The following is a 24,821-nucleotide window of genomic DNA, read 5'->3' as shown; positions in this document are numbered from 1 at the left end:
ATCAGGAGGGCTTAAAAGCCACTTTGTGCATCTTGTCATCACGTACCAGGTCCTTATGTATATTATCCAGGATGCCATTTACAAATTGACCGCTTTGGGGAGTACTGTATTCCTTGGCCAGGTCGATGTACTCATTAATAGTGACCTTGGGGGAATGGTTTCAAAGTACAGGAATTCACAAACACCCATGCGCATCAGGATCATGTCCAAAACAGCTATCCTTTCAGGGTCCCAGTTCTTGAGCTTGGGTTTGATGTATTCCATCGTCACCTCTTTTTCTCCAATACCGTTTCCAGTAACCCTTTGCCAAAAAGCCATTTTTCCCGGCTAATGAGTTCCTGAAAATTAAAGCTTGATGGTTTATTGAGAAAGTTTTGTACCAGCAGGCGCAGCATATCGGCATCATCATCCCAATTGGTGAAGTTTTCTTCTATCCAACTGGTAAAAGATTCATTGGGTAACATCAGTTCATTGAAAATGAATTCCAACATTGCCTTTTCTTCCTTCTTGTCCCTTCCTGCTACAACAATATATTGTTGATACTTATCTGTTTCAACCAGTTGGAGGTAAAGCTTACGCAATAGTTCGGGATTGGCCAGTAATTCGGGCCGGGTATCCTTCACTGCTTTTTGGTAGGTAGGGTATTCCAGTATCTTCCAAAGTAGTTCATTGCCTGCCAGTTTAATGTTTACATTCAGATCCTCCCTGGAAGGCAGGTGTTTGTTGGCGCGGTTGCGGGCATCTGTTTCTGCATACCGGGCTACTTCGGTCAGGAAATGGATCAGGTATACGAAAAGTGCGTGCGTCTGGTCAAAATGTTTCTGGAGTAATTTAAATGGATCATTGGGTTTGGGAGTGGTTTCCTGAGTTTCCACGGAATAGAGGGCCTGCATTACCTTCACACGGATGTTTCTTCTGCTGATCATGCTAAGAGCTTATTTTGAACCGGCAAAATTAAGGATAAAAGTCGGAAAGTAGGGCCCGGGAGAGTCCGAAAGTCAGAAAAGCCCGAAAAGTTAGTAAAGTCGGTAAAGTCCGGAAGCCAGTTTAGTCTGAAAGCCAGTAGAGTCCGAAAGTCAGAAAAGCCCGAAAAGTTAGTAAAGTCGGTAAAGTCCGGAAGTCAGTTTAGTCTGAAAGCCAGTAGAGTCCGAAAGTCAGTAAAGTTGGAAAGGTCAGTAAAGTTCGGAGGCTGGTAAATGTATTAATTTGTGCGTTGCTATATTCTTCCGGACTTTCCGGCTTCCGGTCTTCCGGACTTTCCGTCTTCCTGTCTTCCGGTCTTACCTGCAAAATTGGCATTGGACAGCCGGGTATTCTGCCAGACACCGGTTGACAGCCTGCCAGCCTTTGCCGTCAAAGCTGAAAAAATGACTTGTAAAAACGGTTTGGTATGGAATATGTTTACCTTTGCCGCCCCCGGCAGGCATATTAAACAAGATTGCCGGATACTAAACATTTCACCAAAATCAAAAAACTGATAAACTATGGCTAAGAAAGTCAATGTTACCCCCTTGCACGACCGGGTAATTGTGAAACCCGCTAAAGCGGAAGAGAAAACTGCCGGTGGTATCATCATCCCCGACACTGCCAAAGAAAAGCCTCAGCGTGGTACCGTAGTAGCTGCAGGTCCTGGCAAGAAGGATGAGCCGGTAACAGTAAAAGTAGGTGATACCGTATTATATGGTAAGTATTCTGGCACCGAGATCCAAATTGAAGGCGATGATCTGCTGATCATGAGAGAAAGTGACATCTTAGCAATTGTTTAATGTGCTAATTTGAAAATGTGCTAATACTTTTGTTTCGAGAGTCCGCACATTTGGTAAATACGCACTGTTTTCCATTTTCAAATTCTCAAATTAACTAATTCTCAAATTAAATAATATGGCAAAACAACTGTTCTTCGATATCGAAGCCCGTAATAAAATGAAGAGAGGGGTTGATATCCTGGCGAATGCGGTGAAAGTTACATTGGGTCCCAAAGGCCGTAATGTAGTTCTGGAAAAGAAATTCGGTGCACCCGCTATCACTAAAGATGGTGTTACCGTAGCAAAAGAAATTGAACTGGAAGATCCTATCGAAAATATGGGCGCCCAGATGGTCAAGGAAGTAGCTTCTAAAACCGCTGATATTGCCGGTGATGGAACTACTACTGCCACTGTACTGGCTCAGTCAATCATCAGCGAAGGTTTGAAAAACGTAGCTGCAGGTGCCAACCCAATGGACCTGAAACGTGGTATTGACAAGGCAGTAGCCCAGGTTGTTGAGAACCTGAAAGGTCAATCTCAGACAGTAGGTATCGATAGCAAAAAGATCCAACAAGTTGCTTCTATCTCTGCTAACAACGACGATACCATCGGTAAACTGATCGCTGAAGCTTTCGGTAAAGTAGGTAAAGAAGGTGTGATCACGGTAGAAGAAGCAAAAGGTACCGATACCAATGTAGAAGTGGTAGAAGGTATGCAATTCGACCGCGGTTATATCTCTCCTTATTTCGTTACCAACAGCGAAAAAATGGAAGTTGAACTGCAAAGCCCTTATATCCTGATCTACGATAAGAAGATCAGCGCTATGAAGGATATCCTCCACATCCTGGAGAAAGTTGCACAAAGCGGCCGTCCTTTATTGATCATTGCTGAAGACCTGGAAGGTGAAGCACTCGCTACCCTGGTAGTAAACAAATTGCGTGGCACCCTGAAAGTAGCTGCTGTAAAAGCTCCTGGTTTCGGCGACCGTCGTAAAGAAATGCTGCAAGACATTGCGATCCTTACCAAAGGGATCGTGATCAGCGAAGAACAAGGTTACAAACTGGAGAATGCCGACCTCAGCTACCTGGGACAAGCTTCTTCTGTTACCATCGATAAGGATAACACTACCGTAGTAGGTGGCAAGGGTAAAAAAGAAGATATCTCTGCCCGTGTTAACCAAATCAAAGCTCAGATTGAAGTAACTACTTCTGACTACGATAAAGAAAAATTACAAGAGCGTCTTGCTAAGTTAAGCGGTGGTGTTGCTGTACTGTATGTTGGTGCTGCTACCGAAGTGGAAATGAAAGAAAAGAAAGACCGCGTAGATGATGCCCTGCATGCTACACGTGCTGCTGTAGAAGAAGGTATCGTTCCTGGTGGTGGTATCGCGTACATCCGCGCTATTGCCAGCCTGGACAAACTGAAAGGCGCTGTGAATGAAGATGAGCAAACTGGTATCGCCATCGTTAAACGCGCTATCGAAGAGCCGCTGCGTCAGATCGTTTTCAACAGCGGTATTGAAGGTAGCATCGTTGTTCAGAAAGTAAAAGAAGGTCAGGCTGACTTTGGTTTCAATGCCCGCACAGAGAAGTATGAAAACCTCTTCCGTGCTGGTGTAATTGATCCTACCAAGGTTACCCGTATCGCATTGGAAAATGCTGCTTCTATTGCTGGTATGTTGCTCACCACTGAGTGTGTAATTGCCGACAAGCCTAAGAAAGAAGAGCCACATGCTCATGGCGGTGGCGCTCCTGATATGGGCGGCATGGGTTATTAAGAAGAGCATACAGCAGATTGAATACTGTATTCAGAAGAATACAGCGTTGTCTCTGTATCAACAATACAAATCCCGCTGGTTCCCGTTTTACGGGAACAGCGGGATTTCTCTTTGTATAAATCGGACAGCTCCATTCGCCGCCTGTGTAAAAACAGGCCATTGCTTCCAATAGGCCGCTATTTTTATAGGCCCATCTGGTATTAACCTTTTATACAGTCTTTATGAAAAAGTAATCTTATTGCTGCTGATCGCCATCGGGATGGAAAACAGGCTGCAGGCCCAAACCTCCGAAGACTCCGTTAAAGCGGCCGTTAACCAATTATTTGAAGGGATGAAAACGGCCAATGCCGCCCTGGTGAAAAGCGCTTTTGCCGACAGCGCCATCCTGCAAACCATCATTACCCGTAACAAGGAAGGGAAAACCGTTATACGCAATGAAGCCGTGGGTGAATTTGCCGATTTTGTAGGTAAGCAAAAAGCAGGTGCTGCTGATGAGCGCATACAATTTGAGACCATTAAGATCGATGGCCCCCTGGCTATTGTTTGGACACCCTATAAGTTCTATTTCAATGGCAATTTCAGCCACTGCGGCGTTAACTCCTTCCAACTGGTACGCCTGAATGGTCAGTGGAAAATTCAATATTTAATAGATACGCGCCGGAAAGACAAGTGTGATTAATTAGGCAAATGTGATAATTAGACAATGTGGTAATTTGAAAATGTGGGAAGATGTGTCGCCATTGCGCGGTATAGGCATTCTCAAATTTTCAAATTCTCAAATTAGCACATTCCCCAATTAGCACATTAACAAATTACTTCTTCAATCTGTATTTCCTATTCACCTTAGGGCTATTGAAGTATTCATTTAGTTCGGCTTCACTCATGCTATGGGCCAATTCCAGGGGTATATCAATAAGCTGTATTTGTATCTGCTTCAACTCGTCTTTGAGCTTGTTGGTCTTTTTAGCAATATCCGGGTCCCTTTCTCCTACCAGGCTATTGTCTTGCAACATGTAGTCTAGTCTTTTGATCGAAGAACGGATAGAAGATGCCTGATTTTGGTCAAACACCTTTTGCGGGGCTACTGCTTCTTTGATGGGTACCAGTGATACGCCCACACTGGGTAATATCTTTCCGGTCTTTTGGGCATCCTGACTGGTGGAAGAAGTGAGTATACTGCCCGTTAAAGCCGTGGTGGAGCTGGTAATATCGAAGCCCGTACGGGCGCTCTTGGTTTTCTTTACCCCCTTATCCAATTGTACAAACGTATATTTTAATTGAAGTATATACGTGTTGATATTGCGGGCTGCCAGGGTGTGCTCCTGCAAAGCAAAGGGGTAATTGAGTGCATCCTTAACAATCACTCTTACTACAGCCGTATCCCTTGCCATAAAACGGTTGGAGCCAATAAAGCTCAGCAACAACACTTTTTCTTTACCCGGGTCCGATTCCTTTACAAAATCAAGGGGGCGACCACACAAAATCATCATCACACTTCCTGACCGTGGTATAATTCTTCATAGGCATATTGGACAGGAAAGTGATATTGTCTATGGGGAAGCTGCCAAACTCACACTGTACTTTGAAGGAAAGCGTATCGCCTTCTTCAATCGTGAGGGTAGAGCTAACGGATGGTTTTACCTTGGCAGGTACGATCTCGGTATTGTAAAATACAATGGCAAAGGAGGTATCTACCCGTTCAGTGGGATTGTCCAGGCTTTGTACCCCAATATTGACCCGGTACTCATTGTCATACCTGAGCTTACCGCTCAGGAAATATGATTTTTCCGCCTTAAAGGTCAGCGTACCATTGTCTTTATTAATACGCAGGCCTACGGGCGAGTTCCGCAGGTACCAATAAAATTTGGATTCATCTTTATTGATCTCCAGCCGGTAGATGAGCGTGGAGTCTACATGCAGGGTGAAATAGGGATTGAGGTTTTTAATACGCAAAACCTTTTCTACCGTATCAATACGCGTAGGGGGCAGGGGCACGGTGTCAACAGACTTCGGAATCGTGTCTGTTGTCCGTAGTTGATCTTGTGCTGCTAACCAGGCCGTTGGTGCGATCATGCAAACAATCAACACCATCACTTTATTTACTAAGGGATTTGGACTCATGTTGTTAAATCGTGGCCGAAGTTAATAACAAAACAATAAAAAACCCATCCCGATAGAGATCGGGATGGGGCTTAAACCAAAACCAACTGCTTATGAAAAAGTATTAATAAATATTTAATGCCGTTCTTACTGAATGTTAATCTGTTTGGTGCTTGCTTTAGCTTGTTCTTTCTTTGGCAGGTGAAGTTTCAATACACCCTGATCATATTTTGCCTGGATATTGTCAACATCCACTTGATCATCTACATTAAAGCTACGCTTGAAACTGCGTTGTACAAATTCCCTGCGTACAGTTTTATAATCTTCAGCCTTTGTTTCTTCTTTCTTTTCAAAGCTGATCGTCAATAAACCTTCTTCGACATTCACCTGAAAATCTTCTTTGCTTAAACCAGGTGCGCTTAATTCTACATGATAAGCATCCTTGGTTTCATGAATATTTACCGGAGGATAGTGTAAAGAACTGTCTTTCCAGGTTCCGGGAAACTGGTTGAGCAGATCATCAAATACGGAATTAAATACCCTGTTTACTGGACGGTTGTTGAATTTTACGAGTGTCATAGTCTTATTCTTTTTTTTTAGTTTTTAATTCGATTGTACAGAAGTATTTTCAAATGGCGTACCAACGCAAAAAACAAGGGTTTTTACCGCCAGGTTAGCAAGAGTACAGGACCTGGTAGGTCATAATGGCATATCGTCATTGGGTTTGGCTGACATAGTAGCATGTTTGTTGAATTCAAAAACGGGGCATCAACTTTTTGCGTAGATTTGCGTTCTATACTTGAACAAAAAAACATCATTAATATGTATCCAGCAGAAATAGTGCAGCCCATGAAAGAGGAGCTGACGGACTATGGTTTTACGGAATTACTGACTCCTACAGCAGTTGACAACCAATTGGGTAAGGAAGGAACGACCCTGGTAATGATCAATTCAGTATGTGGTTGTTCGGCCGGATCGGCGCGTCCGGGCGTACTCATGGCCGTGGCCAATGCCAGCAAAAAACCCGACCACCTAAGCACCAGCTTTGCGGGGTTTGATGTGGATGCCATTAAGAAATTGCGCGAGCATTTATTGCCTTATCCTCCCTCCTCACCAGCTATTGCCTTATTTAAAGATGGCCAACTGGTGCATTTCATCGAGCGTCACCAGATCGAGGGACGGCCGGCGCAAATGATCGCCCACAACCTGATCACGGCTTTTGATCAATATTGTTAGTTGGTTGTGCTGGCCTTCAGCCAGTGTGTTACTAAGGGCCAGGGCAATAACAACTTACAGAAGTACCCATTATAAACGGAATTACGCTGATTAAATTCAGCTTTGTTCATAGTGATAAACCTTCCCATTCCTGGGAGGGTTTTTTTATTGATGGAACCTTTTACTTATCATTGCACATTCAAAATCTCAAATCATTCTCCTAATATTCAACTATCCATAATACATGTATCCCAACCTATACTACGCTTTTCGTGATCTATTTGGTATCGAAGCAAGGGGATTGCGCTTTGTGAATTCATTCGGATTCTTTGTAGCGCTTTCATTCCTGGCCGCCGCCTGGGTACTTACGCATGAGCTAAAACGTAGAGAGCGGGCTGGCTTGCTTACTGGTCAGGATGTAAAGATCACAGTTGGCAAACCTGCTGGATTTAGAGATATATTGCTCAATTTCATCCTTGGATTTATCCTTGGTTACAAAATAATCGGTCTTTTCCTTTCTAATGGCCCTGCTACAGAAGATCCCCAGGCCTTTATTTTCTCTCCAGCCGGCAACTGGCCGGTAGGTATTGGGCTGGGTTTGTTGTTTGCGGGTATCAAATGGTGGGAAAAGAACAAGCAAAAGCTGGCAAAACCCGAAGAACGGGTAGTGCGTATCTGGCCCCATGACAGGGTAGGAGACCTGGTGATCTATGCTGCCCTCTTTGGTTTCCTGGGCGCCAAGATATTCCATAACCTGGAAAACTGGAATGAGTTCTGGGCCAGCCCTATTGAGGCCCTGTTGTCTTTCAGTGGTCTTACTTTTTATGGTGGTCTGATCTGTGCGGCGGTGGCCATCTTTTTCTATGCCCGTAAGCATAAAATAGGTTTCAAACACCTGTGCGATGCCGTAGCGCCCGGATTGATGATTGCTTATGCCATTGGCCGGATAGGTTGCCAGGTGGCTGGCGATGGCGATTGGGGTATTCTCAACAGTGCCTATGTTACCACCCCCGATTCAAAAGTAGCACTGGCCGATACTACCCAGTTCAACAATGCACTGCAGGCCAATAGCCGGTTCTATTTGAAAACCTTTCAGGTGGAGTCACTAGACCAGGTACACCATAAGGCCGTTAAAGCACCCTCCTGGCTGCCCGATTGGATGGTGGCCTACCACTATCCCCACAATGTAATTAACGAAGGAACGGCCATTGCCGGCTGTACCGATCAGCAATATTGTAATCAATTGCCCATACCCGTTTTCCCAACCCCTTTTTATGAATCGGTGGTGGGATTCCTGCTCTTTATATTACTGTGGTCGCTCCGGAACCGGCTGAAAGTGCCCGGTAGCATGTTTGCTGTGTATTTGATTGTGAATGGGTTGGAGCGGTTTTTATAGAAAAATACGGGTAAATACCACCTATACCATCGGCGGCTTCCATCCTACCCAGGCAGAACTGATCTCTGCCGGTCTGGTCATCATTGGAGTAATATTGTATTTCTACCTTAACCGGAAAAAAGCACAGCCAGCCACGCAGGCCAATTAATGCTCAATCCAAAGCTGTTCAAATCCGGACCTGGTTACAAAATCCCGGTCTCTTGGCTTCCTTTTGGTTACAACTGGTAGTGTAATGCTAGTGTAGGCCTATTGAAATTGCCTGAACATGACCTGAATATGCGCTATACATTCAACAATACTTGCACTGGAAGCGCCTAAAACAGGCCTCTACAGAGGGGGCCAGTGCAAGTATTGTTGAATGTGAAGGCAATGTTCAGTGAATATCCCGGCAAGTCAGCCAGGGTCTGCCACGGCTGCTGGTACCAGTACAGGCACGGTAAACGAACTATAAAGCATTGATTTATATACCTAATACGCTCTTTGTTCCGCTCAATCCCGGTTTTTGACCATTCATCCCAATCGAAAGTCTGCCTGTAACCTAATTCAAAGCAGATCGTCATACTACCGTCACCAATTATTTACCGGATATCAATAAAATCAGCCATCCAGCACTTGACAATGTACTATGCGTAACATAGTACTTATTTTTGGACTGTAATTAATAAGACAAAGTATTCAACAAAGTAAAGAGTATAGCCATGAGAACAAAACTAATCGTAGCATCCATTATCCTAACTGCTTTTAATCTGGCTGCCCAGGCCCAGCAAAAGACCGGTAAAGTAGCCGGTACCGTAGGGGGCACAGATAAGGCTGCTATCCAGGCAGCAACAGTGACCCTTTTAAAAGCGAAAGATTCGAGTGTGGTGAAAATGTCAGTGTCTGATCAAGCCGGCAAATTTGAATTTGCCCAGGTTCCTGATGGTAAATACCTGCTGCTGGTTTCGGCGGTAGGCCATGTAAAGAAATATACACCGGCTTTTGAAGTAGCCGGTGCTGCGGTAGAAGTAGCGGCGGTTGCGTTGGCCGGTGAGTCAAAGGATCTGAAGGCGGTTACCATTACAGCCAGCAGGCCCATGATCGAACAAAAGATTGACAGGACGGTATTAAATGTTGAGGCTTCAGTAACCAATGTAGGCGCCAATGCCCTGGAGGTATTGGAAAAAGCACCCGGTGTGCAAGTAGATAAAGACGGTAATATCTCACTCAAGGGAAAGCAAGGCGTGATCGTTATGATGGATGGCCGCCCTTCCTACCTCAGTGGCGCCGAACTGGCCAACCTGTTAAAAGGAGTGCAGGCTTCCCAACTGGATCAGATCGAGATCATGACCAATCCCCCTGCCAAATACGATGCTGCCGGTAATTCGGGTATCATTAATATCAAAACCAAAAAGAACAAGATCAGGGGTTTTAATGGTAATGCTACCGTAGGGGTAGGGCAGGGTGTCTATTTCAAAACCAATGAAAGCATCAGCCTTAATTACCGGGATGGTAAAATGAACCTCTTCAGCAGTTATAGTTTTGGCTACAATGAGAACTTCCAGCAACTGGACATCTTCCGCCGCTATAAGAATGCTGATAAAACCACCAACGCCATATTTGAACAAAAGGCTTTCATGAAACGCCTTAACCGCAACAATAACCTGAAGCTGGGTATGGATTATTACCTGACACAAAAAACAACACTGGGTGTCGTATTGAGTGGTTCTTACAATCCCCAAACCAATGATAATGATAATACCAGTTACCTGAAAAATCCCCAGGGGCAGGTTGATTCAATTATCACTGCTGATTCATACATCAAAGAGGCCTGGAAGAATGCCAGTGTGAACCTGAATATGCGCCACCAGTTTGATTCTACAGGGCGCGAGTTGACTGTTGACCTGGATTATATCCGGTATGATGCTACCAATGTCCAGGATTTTGTCAATAGTACTTACAACCCCAGTTGGGTAAAACGGTATGATGAATTGCTGAAAGGCGACCTGCCTTTATCTATCAATATCTATTCGGCCAAGGCAGATTATACACATCCATTAAAGAACAATGCCAAGCTGGAAATGGGTGTTAAAACCAGCTATGTAAATACAGAGAACAAAGCCAACTATTTTGAATTTGTTGCCGCACAGTGGCAGCCCGACTATACTAAAACCAACTTCTTTAATTATAAGGAAAATATCAACGCTGCTTATGTAAGCCTCAATAAGCAATTGACTAAAAAATGGGGTGTACAAGCCGGTTTGAGGTTTGAGAATACCAACCTGAAGGGACTACAGTTTGGTAATCCTACCAAAAAGGACTCAGCTTTTGACCGTTCTTATAACAGCCTTTTCCCTACGGTGTATTTTAGCTACAATGCCAATAAGGATAACCAGTTTGGCTTATCATACGGTCGCCGTATAGACCGCCCTTCTTATGAAGACCTGAATCCTTTTATGTTCTTTATTGACAAGTTTACCTATGGTGCTGGTAACCCTTTCCTGAAGCCCCAATATTCCGACAACTTTGAAGTAACGCATATTTTCAAAGGCTTTCTGACCACTACATTGAACTATAGTGTGACCAAAGACCTGTTCAATGAGACCTTTAGCCAGGAAGAATTGCCCAATGGAGATATTGGTTATGCTACCATTGTACGCCAGGGAAATATTGGTCGCCGTGAGAATGCGGGTGCAGCAGTAAGCGTGCAGGTGCCAGTTGCCAAATGGTTAACCGTCATGGTGTACAGTAATTACAACTACATCAAATACAGTGGCGTGCTCAATGGAGAGAAACTATCTATTGAAGCGGGTAACCTGATGTTGAATATGAACAACCAGTTTAAGTTCAACAAAGGATGGAGTGGTGAGCTGAGTGGCTGGTACCGTTCAAAAGGACCCGATGGACAGATCTTATTGGATGCCTTTGGTCAGTTATCTGCCGGTATAGCCAAACAGGTGTTGAAGGGAAAAGGTACTGTGAAATTGAATGTGCGTGATATCTTTTACACACAGCAGCCCCAGGGTAATATCAACTTCCAATCAACCGAAGCCAAGTTTAAAAACTGGCGCGATAGCCGGGTAGTTAACCTCACGTTAACCTATCGTTTTGGTAAACCTTTGAAAAATGGTAACGGACAACGTAAGAAAGGTGGTGCTGGTGAAGAGCAAAACCGCGTAAAAGGTGCTGGCGAATAACCAACAAATAACAACCAACACTTAGAGACGAACGTAAATAAGTAAAGATTTGTTAAATGGGCAATACCCACTTCCGGTAATAATGTTGGTATGGGGATTGCAATAGTAGAAACCTGTTTCCCAAATTGATAAAGTTTTCGTCTAATGGGAAAAAGCTCTTTGCAAAATTGAAGTAAGGTACTTGACATTTGTCTTCCCATTATAAGACTGAATGCCTCCATTAGGTGTGGCACACCCTGCAACATAGATTTTTTCAGTTGCAGGGTGACTTATTTCAGTTGATAATAAAGTGAGTGTTTAACCTGGTTTTAATGATGCAGTGGGCTTTTGGAAAATTTTAACAGGTGTTGATACAACCTTTTTCTTTTAAAATAGTCTTATATAAGTAGCCAACGATGAAAAAAAATTATACTCATAGTAATTGTACTGATGTACCTGGTTGGATGCGGAATCTCGTACATGTAAAATAAAAAGACCTGAGTGATCGTTAATAGAAAGAGCGCAGCATGAACAGGTTTTTAATTGTCGAATGTACTTTTGATAGGATTATATAAAAACTATTATACATTTTTTCTCATAAGCAGTTAGTTTTGGTTAACGGGCCCCATGTCTATGGGGCCTTTTTAGTGCGCTGTATTTTTTGATGTGTTGCAACTTGAATTAGTTTCTGTAAGAGATCTCATATAAACTATTCACGGGATCGGATTGCCAGTATTGTTTTGACTGTACGTTCATGATCGTGAGTCGTCCGCCTCCTCCGCCGCCTGTATCTATATTGTTGATATTGGCAGCCTTCATCGGCTGATCTGTTCCCCACATGATGGTGCGGGTATGGCCGATAAAAACTTCCTCAAAGCGGGTAGCCATTTTGAAGCGCCCGGGCCTTTTCTTATCCCGGCTGGTGGCTTCCCAGGAAAGGGCTTCCAACCACAACTGCCGGTCCCAATAATACAAATGCGGCATTTGTTCCCCGAAGGGGTACTGGCGATCGAACCCGGCATGTACAAAGCAATTCTTATTGTCGTCAACATAAAATAAACGCTGGCGGTTAAAGAAGTCCCGGTGGGCAGCAGGTATATCGGCGGGTTGCAAGGCCAGGGGATGGATAAAGCCGTAGGGGGAATCTCATTTTCCTTGCCGGCAGCCAATAGATAGGAGCGTAGGGTACCTTCACCGCCCTGGTACCAATATTGGGGATGGATGCCGGTTTGGATAAAAGTGAGGAACCAATCGTCATGATTGCCCTTCAGGGGATCAGGTGGGTGATCTTCAGCAATTCTTCCACACAGGCAAATACTTCATCATAGCCATCGGCTATATCACCCAGCTGGATCAGGGTATCCCGCTGGTAGTCGAATTGAGCCCGCTGGAGGCATTGTACCAGGGCCTTATAGCCCCCATGAATATCGCCCATCACAAAAGTGGCCATGGCTGTTAAGATTTCAGTCAGCAAATTAGCATATTATGATTTCCGTACATTCCCTAGCTTTGCGCAAAATGTTGCTATGCCCTCATTCGATATCGTTAGTAAAGTAGACGCCCAGGCATTGGACAATGCCGTAAACGTAACTACCAAGGAGATTACCAACCGTTTTGACTTCAAAGGGTCGCACGTAGTGATCAAACTGGATAAAAAGGAGTTTAAGATCAGCCTGGAAACAGAAGACGACATGAAGATGCGTCAGCTGATCGATGTCTTGATCAACCGTGCCCATAAGCAGGGCATTGCTCCCGAAGCTTTTGATACCTCAAAGAATCCTATCCCAGCGGTAAGCTCACCAAGCAGGAAGTAAGCGTACGCAATGGGCTCAAGCAGGAGGATGCCAAAAAGGTGGTAAAACTCATTAAAGACGCCGGCCTGAAGGTCCAGGCGGCCATCATGGATGATATGGTGCGGGTAACCGGCAAAAGATCGACGACCTGCAGGAAGTGATCCAGCTTTGCCGTGGGGCCGAACTGGGTATCCCCCTGCAGTATGAGAATATGAGAAGCTAATCTGGGCCGGTAAACGTGAGAAGTGAGAGACCCACTCTGACGTTTCCCGCCTCACATTTCACCGCTCACTTCTCGCGCCACCCCAATGTGGATAACCTGGTGCAGAACTGGTGCATATCAGAAAGGCTAAAAATTTGGAACAACTATAGCTGGTAAAGTACCTTAGATGTAGAAAGTCGCCCAAATAAATTAAACAGTATTAAAGCGATTTTTAGAAAAGCATTGGATTAATAACTGTACAAACTTCGGTGAGTATGAATATTAACCCGGTGCTTTTTCTTTTTGGCAATGGTTCCACTCCCATTACTACCGCCCGTTGGCGGGTCCGGTTCACGATTGCCGTATTTTCATTTTCTTTAACTTATCCCATTGCAACCCCAAAAACCTGATTTACATCTTTATAATAGTAGATCATCAACGCAAACGATTGAGTTTGAATAGACCATTGATTTTAGTCAATAAACGGTGTTGTAACTATAATTTTGTTCAACTTAAATTGGCTAGCAATTGAAATAAATTTAATTTGGCGGTAAGACAGTCGGGAAGTAATTTTGCGGCTTTGTTAATAATTAAAATATTGTACGGCAAAATCCGTACAACCTTTAAATCAAAGAGTTATGAAAAGGGCATCCATCCCGCTGGCTACCGGTTTGTAGTTTTCAAAGACATGAGTAATGGCAATAGTTTTTTGAGCCGTTCTACAGCAGTTACCAAAGAAACAATTAAGTTTGAAGATGGTAATGAGTACCCGCTGGTGAAATTAGAGATCTCAAATACTTCTCACCCGTTCTATACCGGTCAGAATGTATTGGTAGATACTGCTGGTAGAATTGATAAGTTCAAAAGCGTTACGAAAAGAAGAAATAAAGCTTAACTTCAGCATAACATTTTTTGTTTTTCATGGCTATACTTTCCCTTTCCTATTCTTAGGAGAGGGATTCTTGTTTTAGGCAAGTCCATAAAACAGCAAGTCCGAGAGTCAGTAAAGTCCGAGAGTCGGTAAAGTCCGAGAGTCGGTAAAGTCCGAAAGTCGGTAAAGTCCGAAAGTCAGTAAAGTCCGGAAGCCGGTAAAGTCCGAAAGTCAGTAAAGTCCGGAAGCCGGTAAAGTCCGGAAGTCGGTAAAGTCCGAGAGTCAGTAAAGTCCGAGAGTCAGTAAAGTCCGAGAGTCGGTAAAGTCCGAGAGTCGGTAAAGTCCGAGAGTCGGTAAAGTCCGAGAGTCGGTAAAGTCCGAGAGCCGGTAAAGTCCGAGAGTCGGTAAAGTCCGAAAGTCGGTAAAGTCCGAAAGTCAGTAAAGTCCGAGAGCCGGTAAAGTCCGAAAGTCGGTAAAGTCCGAAAGTCGGTAAGAAATATATTAATCACGGTCTTGCTTTCGGTCTTCCGGTCTTCCGACTTCCGGTCTTCCCGACTTCCCGACTTCTGGTCTTTTCCCTGGAATCAGGATTGCATAGCAGGATGTATTACATTTGAAAATCAGTCATTCACCTAGTAATACCCAGTTATGATATTCCTGAACGATAAAGAAGTACGTGACCACTTATTCCCTTTTACCCTCATGCGGTCGCCTGCCGATATCCGCATTGGTATCCTCACCATCCGGGAGAAATGGGAGGCGCTGCTGGGGCAGGAGGTAAAAGTGGTGGAAGACGGCAGTATGGTGTCTTCACCGAAGGCGGCCCTTTTGCCTCCAATATCATTCCCTCCGAACAATTTATCGCCTCCCTTCAAAAAGAGGATAATACACTCAAAAAGGACCCCGACTGGGAATCCATCAAAATACTGCAATATCCCTGGCATATTTTTGAATGGAATGATTGGGCATTGCGGGAAGATTTCAAATTACTCACCCGCGGCAAAACTTCGCAGGTAATACCCCAAAGCGTACAGGCGATCAATCCCCAGGCGGTCTTTATTGAAGAAGGCGCCCGGCTGGCCCATTGTATGCTCAATGCTTCCCTAGGTCCCATTTACATAGGAAAAGATGCCGAGATCATGGAAGGCAGTTTTATCAGGGGCCCCTTTGCGCTTTGTGAAGGCGCCGTGGTAAAAATGGGCAGTAAAATTTATGGCGCTACCACCATTGGTCCTAAGTGTACCGTAGGGGGCGAGATCAAAAACAGCGTTTTCTTTGGTTATTCCAATAAAGCACATGATGGCTACCTGGGTGATGCCGTGATAGGAGAGTGGTGCAACCTGGGGCAGGCTGTTCCAATTCCAACCTCAAAAACAATGCTGCCGATGTTAAAGTATGGCATAATCCCTCCAAAGACTTTATCAGGGCCGGCATGAAATGTGGTTTGCTCATGGGCGATTATTCCCGCGCCGCTATCAATACAGCCTTTAATACAGGTACCGTAACAGGTGTTTGCGCCAATATCTTTGGAGAGGGACTGACGCCTAAATTTATTCCCAGTTTTACCTGGGGCAGCAAGGCCCTGTCGAGGTATGAGTTTGAAAAAGCCCTGTCTGATATCAGTAATTGGAAAAAATTAAAAATCAACAACTTACAGACGCGGAAGCAAAGCAATTGAAACATATTTTTGAGCAATCATAAACAAAGTTCTGCAAGGATAGTGGGTCGCCTTCCATCCGCCGCCCACCATCCTTGCGATTGGAATAGCAAATAGAATAACAAACAAATCAACCAACATGCGTAAACAAATTGCTGCTGCTAACTGGAAGATGAACTGTACCTACCAGCAGGGAGAGGAGCTATTAGACAATATCCTGGGGGCCAATATAGAGCTGGCCGATCACCGGCAGGTGGTCTTTGCCGTGCCTTTTCCTTACCTCATAATGGCCAATTACGAAGTAGCCGATGAGAAGAACTATTTTATAGCAGCACAGAATTGTTACAACAAAAAACAGGCGCTTTTACGGGCGAAGTATCAGCCGAAATGCTCCATTCAATTGGCATTAAGTATTGCGTACTTGGGCATAGTGAGCGTCGTGAATATTTCCAGGAAAGCAATCAAATGCTGGCCGGGAAACTAAATATTTGTCTTGAATACGGTATTACTCCCATTTTTGTTGTGGTGAACCCCTCAATATCCGTGAGGCCGGTACACAGAATAGCTATGTGGAAACACAATTAAAGGAATCATTATTTCATTTGGCCGACAGTGTTATTTCAAAGATCGTGATCGCTTATGAGCCTATCTGGGCCATTGGTACAGGTAAAACCGCCAGCTCGGATCAGGCCCAGGAAATGCATGCCCATTTGCGTAGTGTATTGGCCAAACAATATGGCCCGGTACTGGCCAATAGTATTTCCATTTTATATGGCGGCAGTGTGAAAGCCAATAACGCTGTGGAATTATTTTCCCGCCCGGATGTTGATGGCGGATTGGTAGGCGGCGCTTCACTCAATGCAGAAGAGTTTATCGCTATCATCAAGGCGTTGAAGTAGTCGTGAGCGGTGAGACATGAAATGGGTTCGTAGTCTGTACAAATTCCCGTTTTCAGTAACGATAAAAGGTTGAATAGAAGGAAGTACACTTTTTCTATTCAACCTTTTCACTTTCCCTGTTTCACATCTCTCGTTTCACATTTCATGTTCTGTTAAAGTTTTCCACAATAACAGCTTATGGAGTAATTCTTGTCGTATCTATAGGAAAGGAGGGACTTATTATGGAACGGAATACCGTACTACAACCATTTTTAAACCACCTCGCCAGCGACCGGCAAATATGCACCCAGTTATTGGGTAATATGATGGCCGGCAAAAGCAGCAAGACTACTAAGTTAGCGGTGGAGAACTTCTGGCTCAACAACCTGCAAAAACATATTGAAGCAGAAGAAAGAACCCTGATCCCTTTTCTGATCCAACATCATTTTGGCTTACAGTACACCAACTTATTACACCGGGAACATGATACCATCCGGGTATTGGCCGAGCGATTGCGTGAGGCGCAGGAAGGCGATTACCTGTATGAAGTATTTGTAAAACTGGTACATGAACACCTGCTGTTTGAAGACCGGGTGATCTTTACCCGCATTGCAGAAACGATTCCCGAACAGGAATTGGAACAGTTGCGCCTGGTAGCGTAGAAGTCGGAATACAATAGTCCGAAAGTCAGGAAGACCGTAAGCCGGGAAGTCGGGAAGTCGGGAAGACGGGAAGACGGGAAGAGGAGAAGACGGGAAGTCGGGAAGTCCGGAAGCAAGACCGTGATTAGTATATTTCTTACCGACTTTCGGACTATACCGACTTTCGGACTTTACTGACTTTCCGACTTTACAGACTTCCGGACTTATTCAATTGTTTCCTGCACCAGGCATTGAATTCATCTTCATCCGCCTCATCGTCTTCATCATCCTCAATTTCCCTTTGCAGAATGCGGTTATTGACAAAGTCGAGGGTGAGCATTCCATCCTTTAAGAGGATATTGTCGAACTGTATCCACTGGTATCTTTTTTGAAGAGCGAGTTGATCACGATCTCCTGGTCAGAAAAGCCGATCTCCAGGGAGTATTTGGCCTGGTATTCCAATAAGGCCAGGATAATGAATACAAAAGTGAGCCATTGAAAGTAGGGCATTTTCATCCATACAAGGGCTGCCACCAGCAGGGCGCGGCTATAATATACTTTTTTGCCTTTGGATGATTGTACAAGGTTCCAGGTGAGGATGCCGATAATGGCAACAATACCGAGCAGGTAGGCCACTCCAGGCTGTTGAGACATGATCAATTCACGTACAAAGAATATCACCGAGAGGATACTCAACAGCAGGCCGATAAGGTCGATGGTTTTGCTGTTCTTGTTTTTAAGGATAACAACGTATTGGTAGATCATGCGCCATGGGCTTATTGATTGCAAGCTACCAGTAAATTGCTTAATTTCCATAACACACGGGCGCCAACATTGGCATCCCATTCATTTTCACCTACGCCTACCTCATTCAGGTCGAAACCAATAAAGCGGCGGCCACTTTTAATAATGCGATTCAATAAGTAGTAAACCTGCTGCGCTTCAAAACCACCCGGTACCGGGGTACCGGTATTGGGACATAACTTGGGGTCCAGTCCGTCAATATCAAAGCTTAAAAACATCCTGTGGCAGGTGCTCTACGATCTCATCCGCGATCTCTTTCCAGGACTGCCCTTCATAAATGCGTTCTTTAATGCTCTTATCAAAATAGGTAACTACCCGGTCCTTATGGTTGCAGATATAATTCCACTCTTCTTCGCAGTAATCGCGTACACCTGCCTGTACCAGTTTGGTTAGCTGGGGTATTTCCTGCAGCGCATTGTACATCACACTGGCATGGCTGTACCGGAAGCTTTCGTATGATTTGCGCAGGTCGCAGTGCGCGTCGATCTGCAAAATGCCAAAGGAGGGATATCTTTCAGCAATTGACTTATAATAACCCAGGGCGGTACTATGATCCCCACCCAATACCGCAACCAGCTTGTTCTGGTCTAGCAGTGCCTTGGTTTGTTCATATACCCAATTGTTGAGGTATATAGCCCCTCATTGATCTCCTTCAGTGATTTGCACATGAACGAGTTCTTCCCTACATCTTCTCCCCTGGAGATATAATCAATATACAGTTCGGCTTCTTTGCGCAGGTAATCACTTTTGAGCAAGATCTTCCTGTCAGGCACCCGCATAAAGAATCCCTTTTTCCAGGCATCTTTTACATCCGCATCAAACAGGTCAACATGCATACTGGCTTTGAAGATATGGTCGGCGGCCCTGGCTGTACCTGCATTGCAGCTTACAGTAACTTCCCACGGTACAGGAAGGATTACAAGGCGGGCATCTTCTTCTGTAAAGGGTAAACCGAATATATTATTATTAGGATTACTTACACCGTTGGGATCAAAATGAGATAAGTCTGTCATTGTTGAAGAGGTCTCTTCTTTAAAACGCCGTGCAAGGTAGCACAGTATTAGATAGAAGCAAAATAATGTCGATAAGTTGCATAAACGAGCGTTTGTTTGAAGAAGACTCGTGGTAACTGGTGAGTGGGCGCTTTTGACTGGTAGAGTCTTCACTTTGTCTCACAAGCCCCGCTAATCACTCGCCACTCGCTATTCCCCGCTCCCTTTTCCCGCTATTCCCCACTCGCCATTCTCAACACCCTATTCTCTTACAATCAATATTTTAGATTTTTTTTAAACAAAATTGAAACAGGCGGGTTATACAGCCCGTAAACACATAAAAATCACATAAACCCGTTCCGCATTTTGGCCTAACTTTGCAGTTGAACTGAACCAGGTTATGAAGAAGATCCACATCGTTATTCTCGTTTGCATTGCTGCCGGCATCATGGTGCTGCTTAGTTTCATGGGCGATCTCTCGACCTATGAAACCCTGGCTTCGGCCCGTCAAAAGGAAGGAAAACAGTTACAGTTATTACCCAGCTCGACCGTACTCAACCTATTGAATACAATCCTGCCATCAATCCCAACCTGACCAGTTTCCACGTAATAGATTCCCTGGGCAATAAAGCCCGTGTAATATACTATTTCGAGAAGCCCTTTGATATGGAAAAAAGTGATCGTATTGTATTGAAAGGCAAGATGAAAGGCGATTTGTTTGAAATTAGTCGTAAGGATGGTATCCTGATCAAATGTCCCTCCAAATACAAAGACGACCCCAAGGCAGCCTACAATAACCTCTCTCAAAATTAATGCACCCCGATGGATTATATTGGTGAACACCTGTTACCCGGACAGTTAGGCCATTTACTGGTAGTACTTTCTTTAGTAGCCTCCATCGTGGCCTGCATAGCTTATTTCAAATCCGCCAATGCCAAATTGCCCGATGAGGCCGTGAGCTGGCGTAAAATAGGGCGCATCGCCTTTATAACAGACGCACTTGCTGTAATCGCTGTTTTTGGGATCATCCTCTTCATTATTGTACAGCATTACTACGAATATTATTACGCCTATAACCATTCCGATAGATCCTTGTCGCCCAAATTTCTGCTGGCCAGTATCTGGGAAGGGCAGGAGGGGAGCTTTCTGTTGTGGACACTTTGGCATGGCGTGTTGGGCCTGATCCTGATCCGTACCGCCAAAAATGGGAAGCGCCCGTAATGGCAGTCATCAGCTTTGCCCAAATATGCCTGGCTACAATGGTATTGGGCGTGTATTTATTGGATATCAAAATTGGCAGCACCCCTTTCCTGCTTACCCGCCACCAGTTTTCCAATGCCCCCATTTTTAGTCAGGCCAATTACCTGTCTAATCTGCAGGATGGGGTAGGGTTAAATCAATTATTGCAGAACTATTGGATGGTCATCCACCCTCCTGTATTGTTCCTGGGCTTTGCCTCCACCATAGTACCTTTTGCTTTTGCCATTGCCGGTTTGTGGAAAAAGAATACGGCGGCTGGACCAAAACGGCCCTTCCCTGGTCGTTGTTTTCCGGCGGTATTTTAGGACTGGGCATTATGATGGGCGCTTACTGGGCTTATGAATCCCTTAGTTTTGGCGGTTACTGGGCCTGGGACCCGGTTGAAAATGCTTCGTTGGTACCCTGGCTGATCCTGGTGGCCGGTATCCATACACAGATTATTTTCAATGCAACCGGGCATTCACTCCGCGCTACACATTTCTTCTTTATTGCCAGCTTCTTGCTCATTTTGTATTCTACCTACCTTACGCGTAGTGGCGATCTGCAGGATACTTCCGTACACGCCTTTACAGGAAGTGGTATGAACTGGCAATTAAGGGCCCTGGTATTTGTTTTCCTGGTACCCTCCTTATTGTTGTTTTTCGCCCGGTACAAAAAAATACCCCATATTGCCAAAGAGGAAAACTCCTATAGCCGTGAATTCTGGATGTTCATCGGTGCGCTGGTATTATTCCTGTCTTCGTTATTTATCATTGTGGCCACCTCCTTACCGGTGATCAACAAAATATTTGGCACCAGCTTTACCATCGGGGAAGATCCTCAATTCCCATACAACCGCATACAGATCTTTGTAGCTGTTGTACTGGGCATACTCACCGCTGTAACACAATACCTCAAATACAAGAATACCGCCAAGGCTACTTTCTTTAAGAAACTGGCATTGCCTACCGCTATTGCCCTGGCCATCTCTTTGTCCATTAGCTTATGGGGCAATATCAACTATGATAAGTCCGGTCTGGGTTATCTCGCAGCCATTCACCTGGCCCTCTTTGCGAGTGTCTATGCCGTAATAGCCAATACAAATTATATCTGGGGTGGACTGAAGGGTAAACTCAAAGCTGCCGGTGCTTCTGTAGCCCATGTAGGTTTTGGTGTAATGATGGTAGGCATACTGATCTCCTCTTCCAAAAAGAAGTATTGTCCATGAACTTTATGAACCCCCTCAATTTTGGTCCCGATCAAAAAGAGAAAGGCGTAGAAAACCTCACCTTATACCAGGGCGTGCGTACAGATATGGGCAAGTACTGGGCTACCTATACCAGCGATTCCGTAACAGAAAAAGGAAAGATGACCTATTTCAGGATCGATATGGAAAGCAAGGACGGTAAAGAACGTTTCCCCCTTTATCCCGACCTCATTAAGAATACCAAGGGCCAGGAAGGCTATTCCAATAACCCCGATGCCCGTCATTACTGGAATAAGGACATTTTTGTATATATCAATTACTCCACCAAAATGCAGGAAGAGAAAGACACTTCTCAATTCCGGGCGCAAAAGGTGAAAGTGGGCGATACACTATACTATTCCAATGGTTTCATGACCCTTGACAGCGTAACAGTGAATCCGCATACTGCCAAACGGCAATTCAAACCATCTGATACCGCCATCATGGCCAATATCAGTATCGTAACCCGTGAGCAGAAGAAACTCACTGCCCGGCCTGTATTTTACCTGGAGAACAACCAGCCTCAATACATTATGGATACCATCGTCTCCCAGGGCCTGTCACTTAGCCTGGCCCGCGTGGTAGATGACCAGCATATTGAAATACGCGTAAAAGAATCTGCTAAAATGGTTCCTTTTATTGCCCTGAAAGTGTTGCAGTTCCCTTTTATCAAGCTCGTTTGGTTGGGCACCGTTCTGATGGTCATTGGCTTTTTCATGAGTATGTTTTACCGCATCAGGTTGCTAAAGCCCATCAGCGAAGAAAGAGCAGTCAGGAAAAAAGAGACTGTGCAACAACTTTAACGAAAATATTTGCAGCAGCAGGGGTTACTTAGTTTGTCTTACCGGTATTATTCCTGAGGAATAATCACTATTTTGTGTGAGTACCATGCTTCCCCATCGCATTACATACAGTTGTTTGATCCTGCTAACTGCCTGCCTGTATGTTACCGGCCAGGCAGTGGCACAGGAGAAAAAGACACCATTCCGCTGCCCCCGGGTGTGGAGCATCCTGTATTGGGCCCCAATGATACCATTCCCGTACCTGCCATCATTACCGGTAATCAATTGATCCCTTCAGGAAACATGGAATGGTTATGGGTAACGGCTCCCTATCCTAAACATTTATTGAAGAAAAGACAGGAATGGACGCGCTTGCGCAATGCCATTTATGTTACCTATCCCTATGCACGTAAAGCCGGCACCATTATTAATGAGATCAACAACAGGCTTTCTGGTGTAACAGATAAGGAAGAGCGTAAGAAATACCTTAAAACAAGAGAGAAAGAACTCAAAAAAGAGTTTTCCGATCCATTGAGTAACCTGTCTGTCTACCAGGGCAAGGTACTGATGAAACTGATCAACCGGCAAACAGGTAATAACTGCTACGAAATTATCAAAGAATACAAAGGAGGTTTTACAGCCCGTGTTTACAAACCGTGGCCTTCTTCTTCAACAGCAACCTCAAACAGCCTTATGATGCCCAGGGCAACGAAAAGGAAATGGAGGTCATTGTACAGGAAGTTGAGCGGATGTACAGGATGTAATGTGCGGATTTCTGATTGCTGATTGCGGATTGCTAATTCTCCCAGCCTAACAAGTATAAAAACTAAAGCTTATTGATCTTACCAATGAGGCCCGTTGTGGAATAGCCTTCTACAATTGGATTGATCACTATTTTCCCCCCATTGGCTTTTACTTCTTTAGCTCCCACAATTTGTTCTTCCGTGTAGTCGCCGCCTTTTACCAATACATCCGGCATTACCGCTTTGATCAGTTCGAGGGGCGTATCTTCTTCAAAAAGTACTACGGCATCAACCATTAGCAAGGATGCCATCACTATGCTGCGTGCCTGCTCGTCATTAACCGGGCGGGAATCGCCTTTCAGGCGCTTGGTAGAGGCGTCGGAATTGAGGCCTACAATCAGGTAGTCCGTTTCTTTCGCGGCCTGCGACAGCGAGTAGATATGGCCACGGTGCATAATATCAAAAACACCATTGGTGAAGGCCACTGTTTTGCCAATGGCGCGCCATTGCGCTATTCTTCTTACTAACTCAGGAAGGGTGAAGATCTTTTTCTCGATGATGTCCGCTTTGCGCATGAGGAACGATTTGCTTCTTATTGAAATATGGCAGCAAAGCTAAGGCAACAAATCCACTGATCAGCATCTGGAAGAATTGTACAGTCCACATCAGTAAACCAAAGGCTAGCCCAATGCCTTCATTCAACCCATAGAGGGCCAGTGTTTGTTGCACAAAAATATGGTATACACCCAGTCCGCCAGGCGTGGGCACAATCATGGCCAGGCTACCCGTGGATAAAACAGAGAGGGCTTCTTTCAAACCGTAGATCGAGGTTTCCTGCAGGGAATAGAATCCGATCCAAACGCTCACCAGGTACATCGTCCATATAAAGATGGAATGAAAAATGAACCAGCCTTTTTCTTCAGGTATCGGATGCTGGTAATACCACCCCAGATGCCGGCCATTATTTTCTTTATTTTTTGAATAAAGCCAATATGACCAAACTTCTTGAATACAAAAATCGTGGCAAAAACAAGGAACAACAGTACAACTATCAACAGCACGATCTTACCAGGCGTGAGTAGACTGGCTTTTGAGGCGATGATCTGGTCTACCTTACCTCCCACATAACCGCCAATCACATCTATTTGCGTAAGCGTTGCCAGGGTGATCACTACAATAAGGCACAATACATCAAATGCTCTTTCGGCAACGATGGTGCCTACCAGCTTATCCGCTGGTACTTTTTCATAACGCGCCAGTACAGTACACTTCAGTACTTCACCCAATCGGGGAAAAGCGAGATTGGCCATATAGCCAATTAATACAGCCAGGTAAGTGTTGGAGGTGCGGGGTTTGTACCCCAGGGGCTCCATCAGGATCTTCCACCGCAGGGCGCGGCTGTAATGACTTAATAACAGCGATGCCATCACAGGGAAAATAAGCCAGTATTTTGCCTTGAGAATCGCCGTTTTGATATTGATCCATTCCGTGTTGGGGATCTTTTTTACCGACCACCAGACCAGGAAGATTGCCAGTCCTAAAAACAATACATATTGAAGGTAGCTGACAATCTTTTTATTCATGAGTT

32 protein-coding genes and 4 pseudogenes are annotated in these 24,821 nt (G+C 44.7%); 21 read left to right on the top strand and 15 right to left on the bottom strand.

The features are described 5' to 3' along the window. Window position 1: 1 nt before the first annotated feature. Together RS881_RS32305 and RS881_RS32300 are read right to left on the bottom strand one after the other, a co-directional pair. A pseudogene (locus tag RS881_RS32305) lies at window positions 2-264 on the bottom strand (transcription antitermination protein NusB). A gap of 2 nt (window positions 265-266) precedes the next feature. After that, window positions 267-926: a transcription antitermination factor NusB gene (locus RS881_RS32300; RefSeq protein ID WP_315814519.1), complete on the bottom strand. Its 660-nt coding sequence runs from the start codon at window positions 924-926 to the stop codon at window positions 267-269. 558 nt (window positions 927-1,484) lie between these two features. Here RS881_RS32300 and RS881_RS32295 point away from each other — a divergent pair. The 3 genes from RS881_RS32295 to RS881_RS32285 all read left to right on the top strand — a co-directional run bounded on the left by RS881_RS32295 (window position 1,485) and on the right by RS881_RS32285 (window position 4,201). Beyond that, on the top strand, window positions 1,485-1,766 hold the full coding sequence (locus RS881_RS32295) for a co-chaperone GroES (protein WP_119048861.1): 282 nt from the start codon (window positions 1,485-1,487) through the stop codon (window positions 1,764-1,766). 115 nt (window positions 1,767-1,881) lie between these two features. After that, window positions 1,882-3,522, top strand: a complete 1,641-nt coding sequence (gene groL, locus RS881_RS32290; protein WP_315814518.1) for a chaperonin GroEL — start codon at window positions 1,882-1,884, stop codon at window positions 3,520-3,522. 238 nt (window positions 3,523-3,760) lie between these two features. Then, window positions 3,761-4,201: a nuclear transport factor 2 family protein gene (locus RS881_RS32285; protein WP_315814517.1), complete on the top strand. Its 441-nt coding sequence runs from the start codon at window positions 3,761-3,763 to the stop codon at window positions 4,199-4,201. Window positions 4,202-4,334: 133 nt separating this feature from the next. Here the strand turns inward: RS881_RS32285 and RS881_RS32280 are convergent, their stop codons facing one another. The 3 genes from RS881_RS32280 to RS881_RS32270 all read right to left on the bottom strand — a co-directional run bounded on the left by RS881_RS32280 (window position 4,335) and on the right by RS881_RS32270 (window position 6,201). Further along, window positions 4,335-5,015, bottom strand: a complete 681-nt coding sequence (locus tag RS881_RS32280; protein ID WP_315814516.1) for a hypothetical protein — start codon at window positions 5,013-5,015, stop codon at window positions 4,335-4,337. Further along, window positions 4,984-5,616, bottom strand: a complete 633-nt coding sequence (locus tag RS881_RS32275) for a hypothetical protein (protein ID WP_315814515.1) — start codon at window positions 5,614-5,616, stop codon at window positions 4,984-4,986. The genes RS881_RS32280 and RS881_RS32275 overlap by 32 nt, the downstream gene beginning before the upstream one ends. 153 nt (window positions 5,617-5,769) lie before the next feature. Next, a complete protein-coding gene (locus RS881_RS32270; RefSeq protein ID WP_315814514.1) occupies window positions 5,770-6,201 on the bottom strand; it encodes an Hsp20/alpha crystallin family protein in 432 nt (143 codons plus the stop codon). Window positions 6,202-6,444: 243 nt separating this feature from the next. On the opposite strand from RS881_RS32270, the gene RS881_RS32265 reads away from it, so the two are divergent. From RS881_RS32265 to RS881_RS32250, 4 genes are all read left to right on the top strand, one after another. Then, complete coding sequence (locus RS881_RS32265; protein WP_315814513.1) at window positions 6,445-6,858, top strand: BrxA/BrxB family bacilliredoxin; 414 nt, start codon at window positions 6,445-6,447, stop codon at window positions 6,856-6,858. Between the two features lie 223 nt (window positions 6,859-7,081). Further along, the gene (locus RS881_RS32260; protein ID WP_315814512.1) at window positions 7,082-8,233 is read left to right on the top strand and encodes a prolipoprotein diacylglyceryl transferase; all 1,152 of its coding nucleotides are present in this window, start codon (window positions 7,082-7,084) and stop codon (window positions 8,231-8,233) included. After that, a complete protein-coding gene (locus RS881_RS32255; protein ID WP_315814511.1) occupies window positions 8,211-8,381 on the top strand; it encodes a hypothetical protein in 171 nt (56 codons plus the stop codon). The genes RS881_RS32260 and RS881_RS32255 overlap by 23 nt, the downstream gene beginning before the upstream one ends. Window positions 8,382-8,931: 550 nt before the next feature. Continuing rightward, on the top strand, window positions 8,932-11,406 hold the full coding sequence (locus RS881_RS32250) for a TonB-dependent receptor domain-containing protein (RefSeq protein ID WP_315814510.1): 2,475 nt from the start codon (window positions 8,932-8,934) through the stop codon (window positions 11,404-11,406). A gap of 660 nt (window positions 11,407-12,066) precedes the next feature. Here RS881_RS32250 and RS881_RS32245 read toward each other — a convergent pair. Both RS881_RS32245 and RS881_RS32240 read right to left on the bottom strand, forming a co-directional pair. Continuing rightward, window positions 12,067-12,498 carry a hypothetical protein gene (locus tag RS881_RS32245; protein ID WP_315814509.1) on the bottom strand — a complete coding sequence of 144 codons (432 nt, stop codon included), beginning with the start codon at window positions 12,496-12,498 and terminating at the stop codon, window positions 12,067-12,069. Between the two features lie 154 nt (window positions 12,499-12,652). Continuing rightward, window positions 12,653-12,859 carry a metallophosphoesterase gene (locus RS881_RS32240; RefSeq protein ID WP_315814508.1) on the bottom strand — a complete coding sequence of 69 codons (207 nt, stop codon included), beginning with the start codon at window positions 12,857-12,859 and terminating at the stop codon, window positions 12,653-12,655. On the opposite strand from RS881_RS32240, the pseudogene RS881_RS32235 reads away from it, so the two are divergent. The 7 genes and pseudogenes from RS881_RS32235 to RS881_RS32195 all read left to right on the top strand — a co-directional run bounded on the left by RS881_RS32235 (window position 12,834) and on the right by RS881_RS32195 (window position 17,448). Continuing rightward, window positions 12,834-13,401, top strand: a pseudogene (locus RS881_RS32235) (YajQ family cyclic di-GMP-binding protein). The gene RS881_RS32240 and the pseudogene RS881_RS32235 overlap by 26 nt on opposite strands. Before the next feature lie 577 nt (window positions 13,402-13,978). Further along, a complete protein-coding gene (locus RS881_RS32225) occupies window positions 13,979-14,275 on the top strand; it encodes a type B 50S ribosomal protein L31 (protein ID WP_315814507.1) in 297 nt (98 codons plus the stop codon). 624 nt (window positions 14,276-14,899) lie between these two features. After that, window positions 14,900-14,977 (top strand): annotated as a pseudogene (locus RS881_RS60225) (hypothetical protein); the annotation flags it as partial. Window positions 14,978-15,003: 26 nt separating this feature from the next. Continuing rightward, complete coding sequence (locus RS881_RS32220) at window positions 15,004-15,687, top strand: putative sugar nucleotidyl transferase (protein WP_315814506.1); 684 nt, start codon at window positions 15,004-15,006, stop codon at window positions 15,685-15,687. Continuing rightward, window positions 15,684-15,929 (top strand): hypothetical protein, encoded by a 246-nt coding sequence (locus RS881_RS32215; protein WP_315814505.1) that lies wholly within the window; start codon window positions 15,684-15,686, stop codon window positions 15,927-15,929. The genes RS881_RS32220 and RS881_RS32215 overlap by 4 nt, the downstream gene beginning before the upstream one ends. A gap of 118 nt (window positions 15,930-16,047) precedes the next feature. Next, window positions 16,048-16,807: pseudogene (gene tpiA / locus RS881_RS60220) on the top strand (triose-phosphate isomerase). A gap of 221 nt (window positions 16,808-17,028) precedes the next feature. Then, window positions 17,029-17,448, top strand: a complete 420-nt coding sequence (locus RS881_RS32195) for a hemerythrin domain-containing protein (protein ID WP_315814502.1) — start codon at window positions 17,029-17,031, stop codon at window positions 17,446-17,448. A gap of 187 nt (window positions 17,449-17,635) precedes the next feature. Here RS881_RS32195 and RS881_RS32190 read toward each other — a convergent pair whose 3' ends face one another. Genes RS881_RS32190 through RS881_RS32170 form a run of 5 tightly spaced genes read right to left on the bottom strand, consistent with a single transcriptional unit; the run spans window position 17,636 to window position 19,244 of the window. After that, window positions 17,636-17,767: a hypothetical protein gene (locus RS881_RS32190; protein ID WP_315814501.1), complete on the bottom strand. Its 132-nt coding sequence runs from the start codon at window positions 17,765-17,767 to the stop codon at window positions 17,636-17,638. Window positions 17,768-17,775: 8 nt separating this feature from the next. Next, window positions 17,776-18,192 (bottom strand): hypothetical protein, encoded by a 417-nt coding sequence (locus RS881_RS32185; RefSeq protein ID WP_315814500.1) that lies wholly within the window; start codon window positions 18,190-18,192, stop codon window positions 17,776-17,778. 11 nt (window positions 18,193-18,203) lie between these two features. After that, window positions 18,204-18,449, bottom strand: coding sequence for an arginase family protein (locus RS881_RS32180; protein ID WP_315814499.1), 246 nt, complete (start codon window positions 18,447-18,449; stop codon window positions 18,204-18,206). Then, window positions 18,433-18,795 (bottom strand): arginase family protein, encoded by a 363-nt coding sequence (locus tag RS881_RS32175; RefSeq protein WP_315814498.1) that lies wholly within the window; start codon window positions 18,793-18,795, stop codon window positions 18,433-18,435. Before RS881_RS32175 ends, RS881_RS32180 begins: the two co-directional genes overlap by 17 nt. Window positions 18,796-18,818: 23 nt before the next feature. Then, complete coding sequence (locus RS881_RS32170; RefSeq protein ID WP_315814497.1) at window positions 18,819-19,244, bottom strand: hypothetical protein; 426 nt, start codon at window positions 19,242-19,244, stop codon at window positions 18,819-18,821. A gap of 379 nt (window positions 19,245-19,623) precedes the next feature. On the opposite strand from RS881_RS32170, the gene RS881_RS32165 reads away from it, so the two are divergent. The 7 genes from RS881_RS32165 to RS881_RS32135 all read left to right on the top strand — a co-directional run bounded on the left by RS881_RS32165 (window position 19,624) and on the right by RS881_RS32135 (window position 23,276). Further along, on the top strand, window positions 19,624-19,818 hold the full coding sequence (locus RS881_RS32165) for a hypothetical protein (RefSeq protein WP_315814496.1): 195 nt from the start codon (window positions 19,624-19,626) through the stop codon (window positions 19,816-19,818). A 71-nt stretch (window positions 19,819-19,889) separates the two neighbouring features. Continuing rightward, window positions 19,890-20,036: a hypothetical protein gene (locus RS881_RS32160; RefSeq protein WP_315814495.1), complete on the top strand. Its 147-nt coding sequence runs from the start codon at window positions 19,890-19,892 to the stop codon at window positions 20,034-20,036. A gap of 9 nt (window positions 20,037-20,045) precedes the next feature. Then, window positions 20,046-20,444 (top strand): hypothetical protein, encoded by a 399-nt coding sequence (locus RS881_RS32155; protein ID WP_315814494.1) that lies wholly within the window; start codon window positions 20,046-20,048, stop codon window positions 20,442-20,444. Next, a complete protein-coding gene (gene ccsA, locus RS881_RS32150; RefSeq protein WP_315814493.1) occupies window positions 20,444-20,788 on the top strand; it encodes a cytochrome c biogenesis protein CcsA in 345 nt (114 codons plus the stop codon). The genes RS881_RS32155 and ccsA (RS881_RS32150) overlap by 1 nt, the downstream gene beginning before the upstream one ends. Continuing rightward, window positions 20,719-21,690, top strand: a complete 972-nt coding sequence (gene ccsA, locus RS881_RS32145; RefSeq protein ID WP_315814492.1) for a cytochrome c biogenesis protein CcsA — start codon at window positions 20,719-20,721, stop codon at window positions 21,688-21,690. Before ccsA (RS881_RS32150) ends, ccsA (RS881_RS32145) begins: the two co-directional genes overlap by 70 nt. Further along, complete coding sequence (locus RS881_RS32140; RefSeq protein ID WP_315814491.1) at window positions 21,687-22,511, top strand: cytochrome c biogenesis ResB family protein; 825 nt, start codon at window positions 21,687-21,689, stop codon at window positions 22,509-22,511. The genes ccsA (RS881_RS32145) and RS881_RS32140 overlap by 4 nt, the downstream gene beginning before the upstream one ends. A 72-nt stretch (window positions 22,512-22,583) precedes the next feature. Next, window positions 22,584-23,276 (top strand): DUF4294 domain-containing protein, encoded by a 693-nt coding sequence (locus tag RS881_RS32135; RefSeq protein WP_315814490.1) that lies wholly within the window; start codon window positions 22,584-22,586, stop codon window positions 23,274-23,276. A gap of 40 nt (window positions 23,277-23,316) precedes the next feature. Here the strand turns inward: RS881_RS32135 and rfaE2 are convergent, their stop codons facing one another. From rfaE2 to RS881_RS32120, 3 genes are read right to left on the bottom strand one after another with little or no spacing between them, the layout of a single operon-like run. Beyond that, on the bottom strand, window positions 23,317-23,808 hold the full coding sequence (gene rfaE2 / locus RS881_RS32130) for a D-glycero-beta-D-manno-heptose 1-phosphate adenylyltransferase (RefSeq protein WP_315814489.1): 492 nt from the start codon (window positions 23,806-23,808) through the stop codon (window positions 23,317-23,319). Continuing rightward, window positions 23,762-24,100, bottom strand: a complete 339-nt coding sequence (locus RS881_RS32125) for a hypothetical protein (protein ID WP_315814488.1) — start codon at window positions 24,098-24,100, stop codon at window positions 23,762-23,764. Before RS881_RS32125 ends, rfaE2 begins: the two co-directional genes overlap by 47 nt. Then, the gene (locus tag RS881_RS32120) at window positions 24,097-24,816 is read right to left on the bottom strand and encodes a lysylphosphatidylglycerol synthase transmembrane domain-containing protein (protein WP_315814487.1); all 720 of its coding nucleotides are present in this window, start codon (window positions 24,814-24,816) and stop codon (window positions 24,097-24,099) included. Before RS881_RS32120 ends, RS881_RS32125 begins: the two co-directional genes overlap by 4 nt. Between the last annotated feature and the right edge of the window lie 5 nt (window positions 24,817-24,821).

The sequence above is a fragment of the Paraflavitalea speifideaquila genome, from assembly GCF_032395985.1.
Classification (GTDB): Bacteria; Bacteroidota; Bacteroidia; order Chitinophagales; family Chitinophagaceae; genus Paraflavitalea; species Paraflavitalea speifideaquila.
This window is presented reverse-complemented; position numbering and strand designations above follow the sequence as displayed.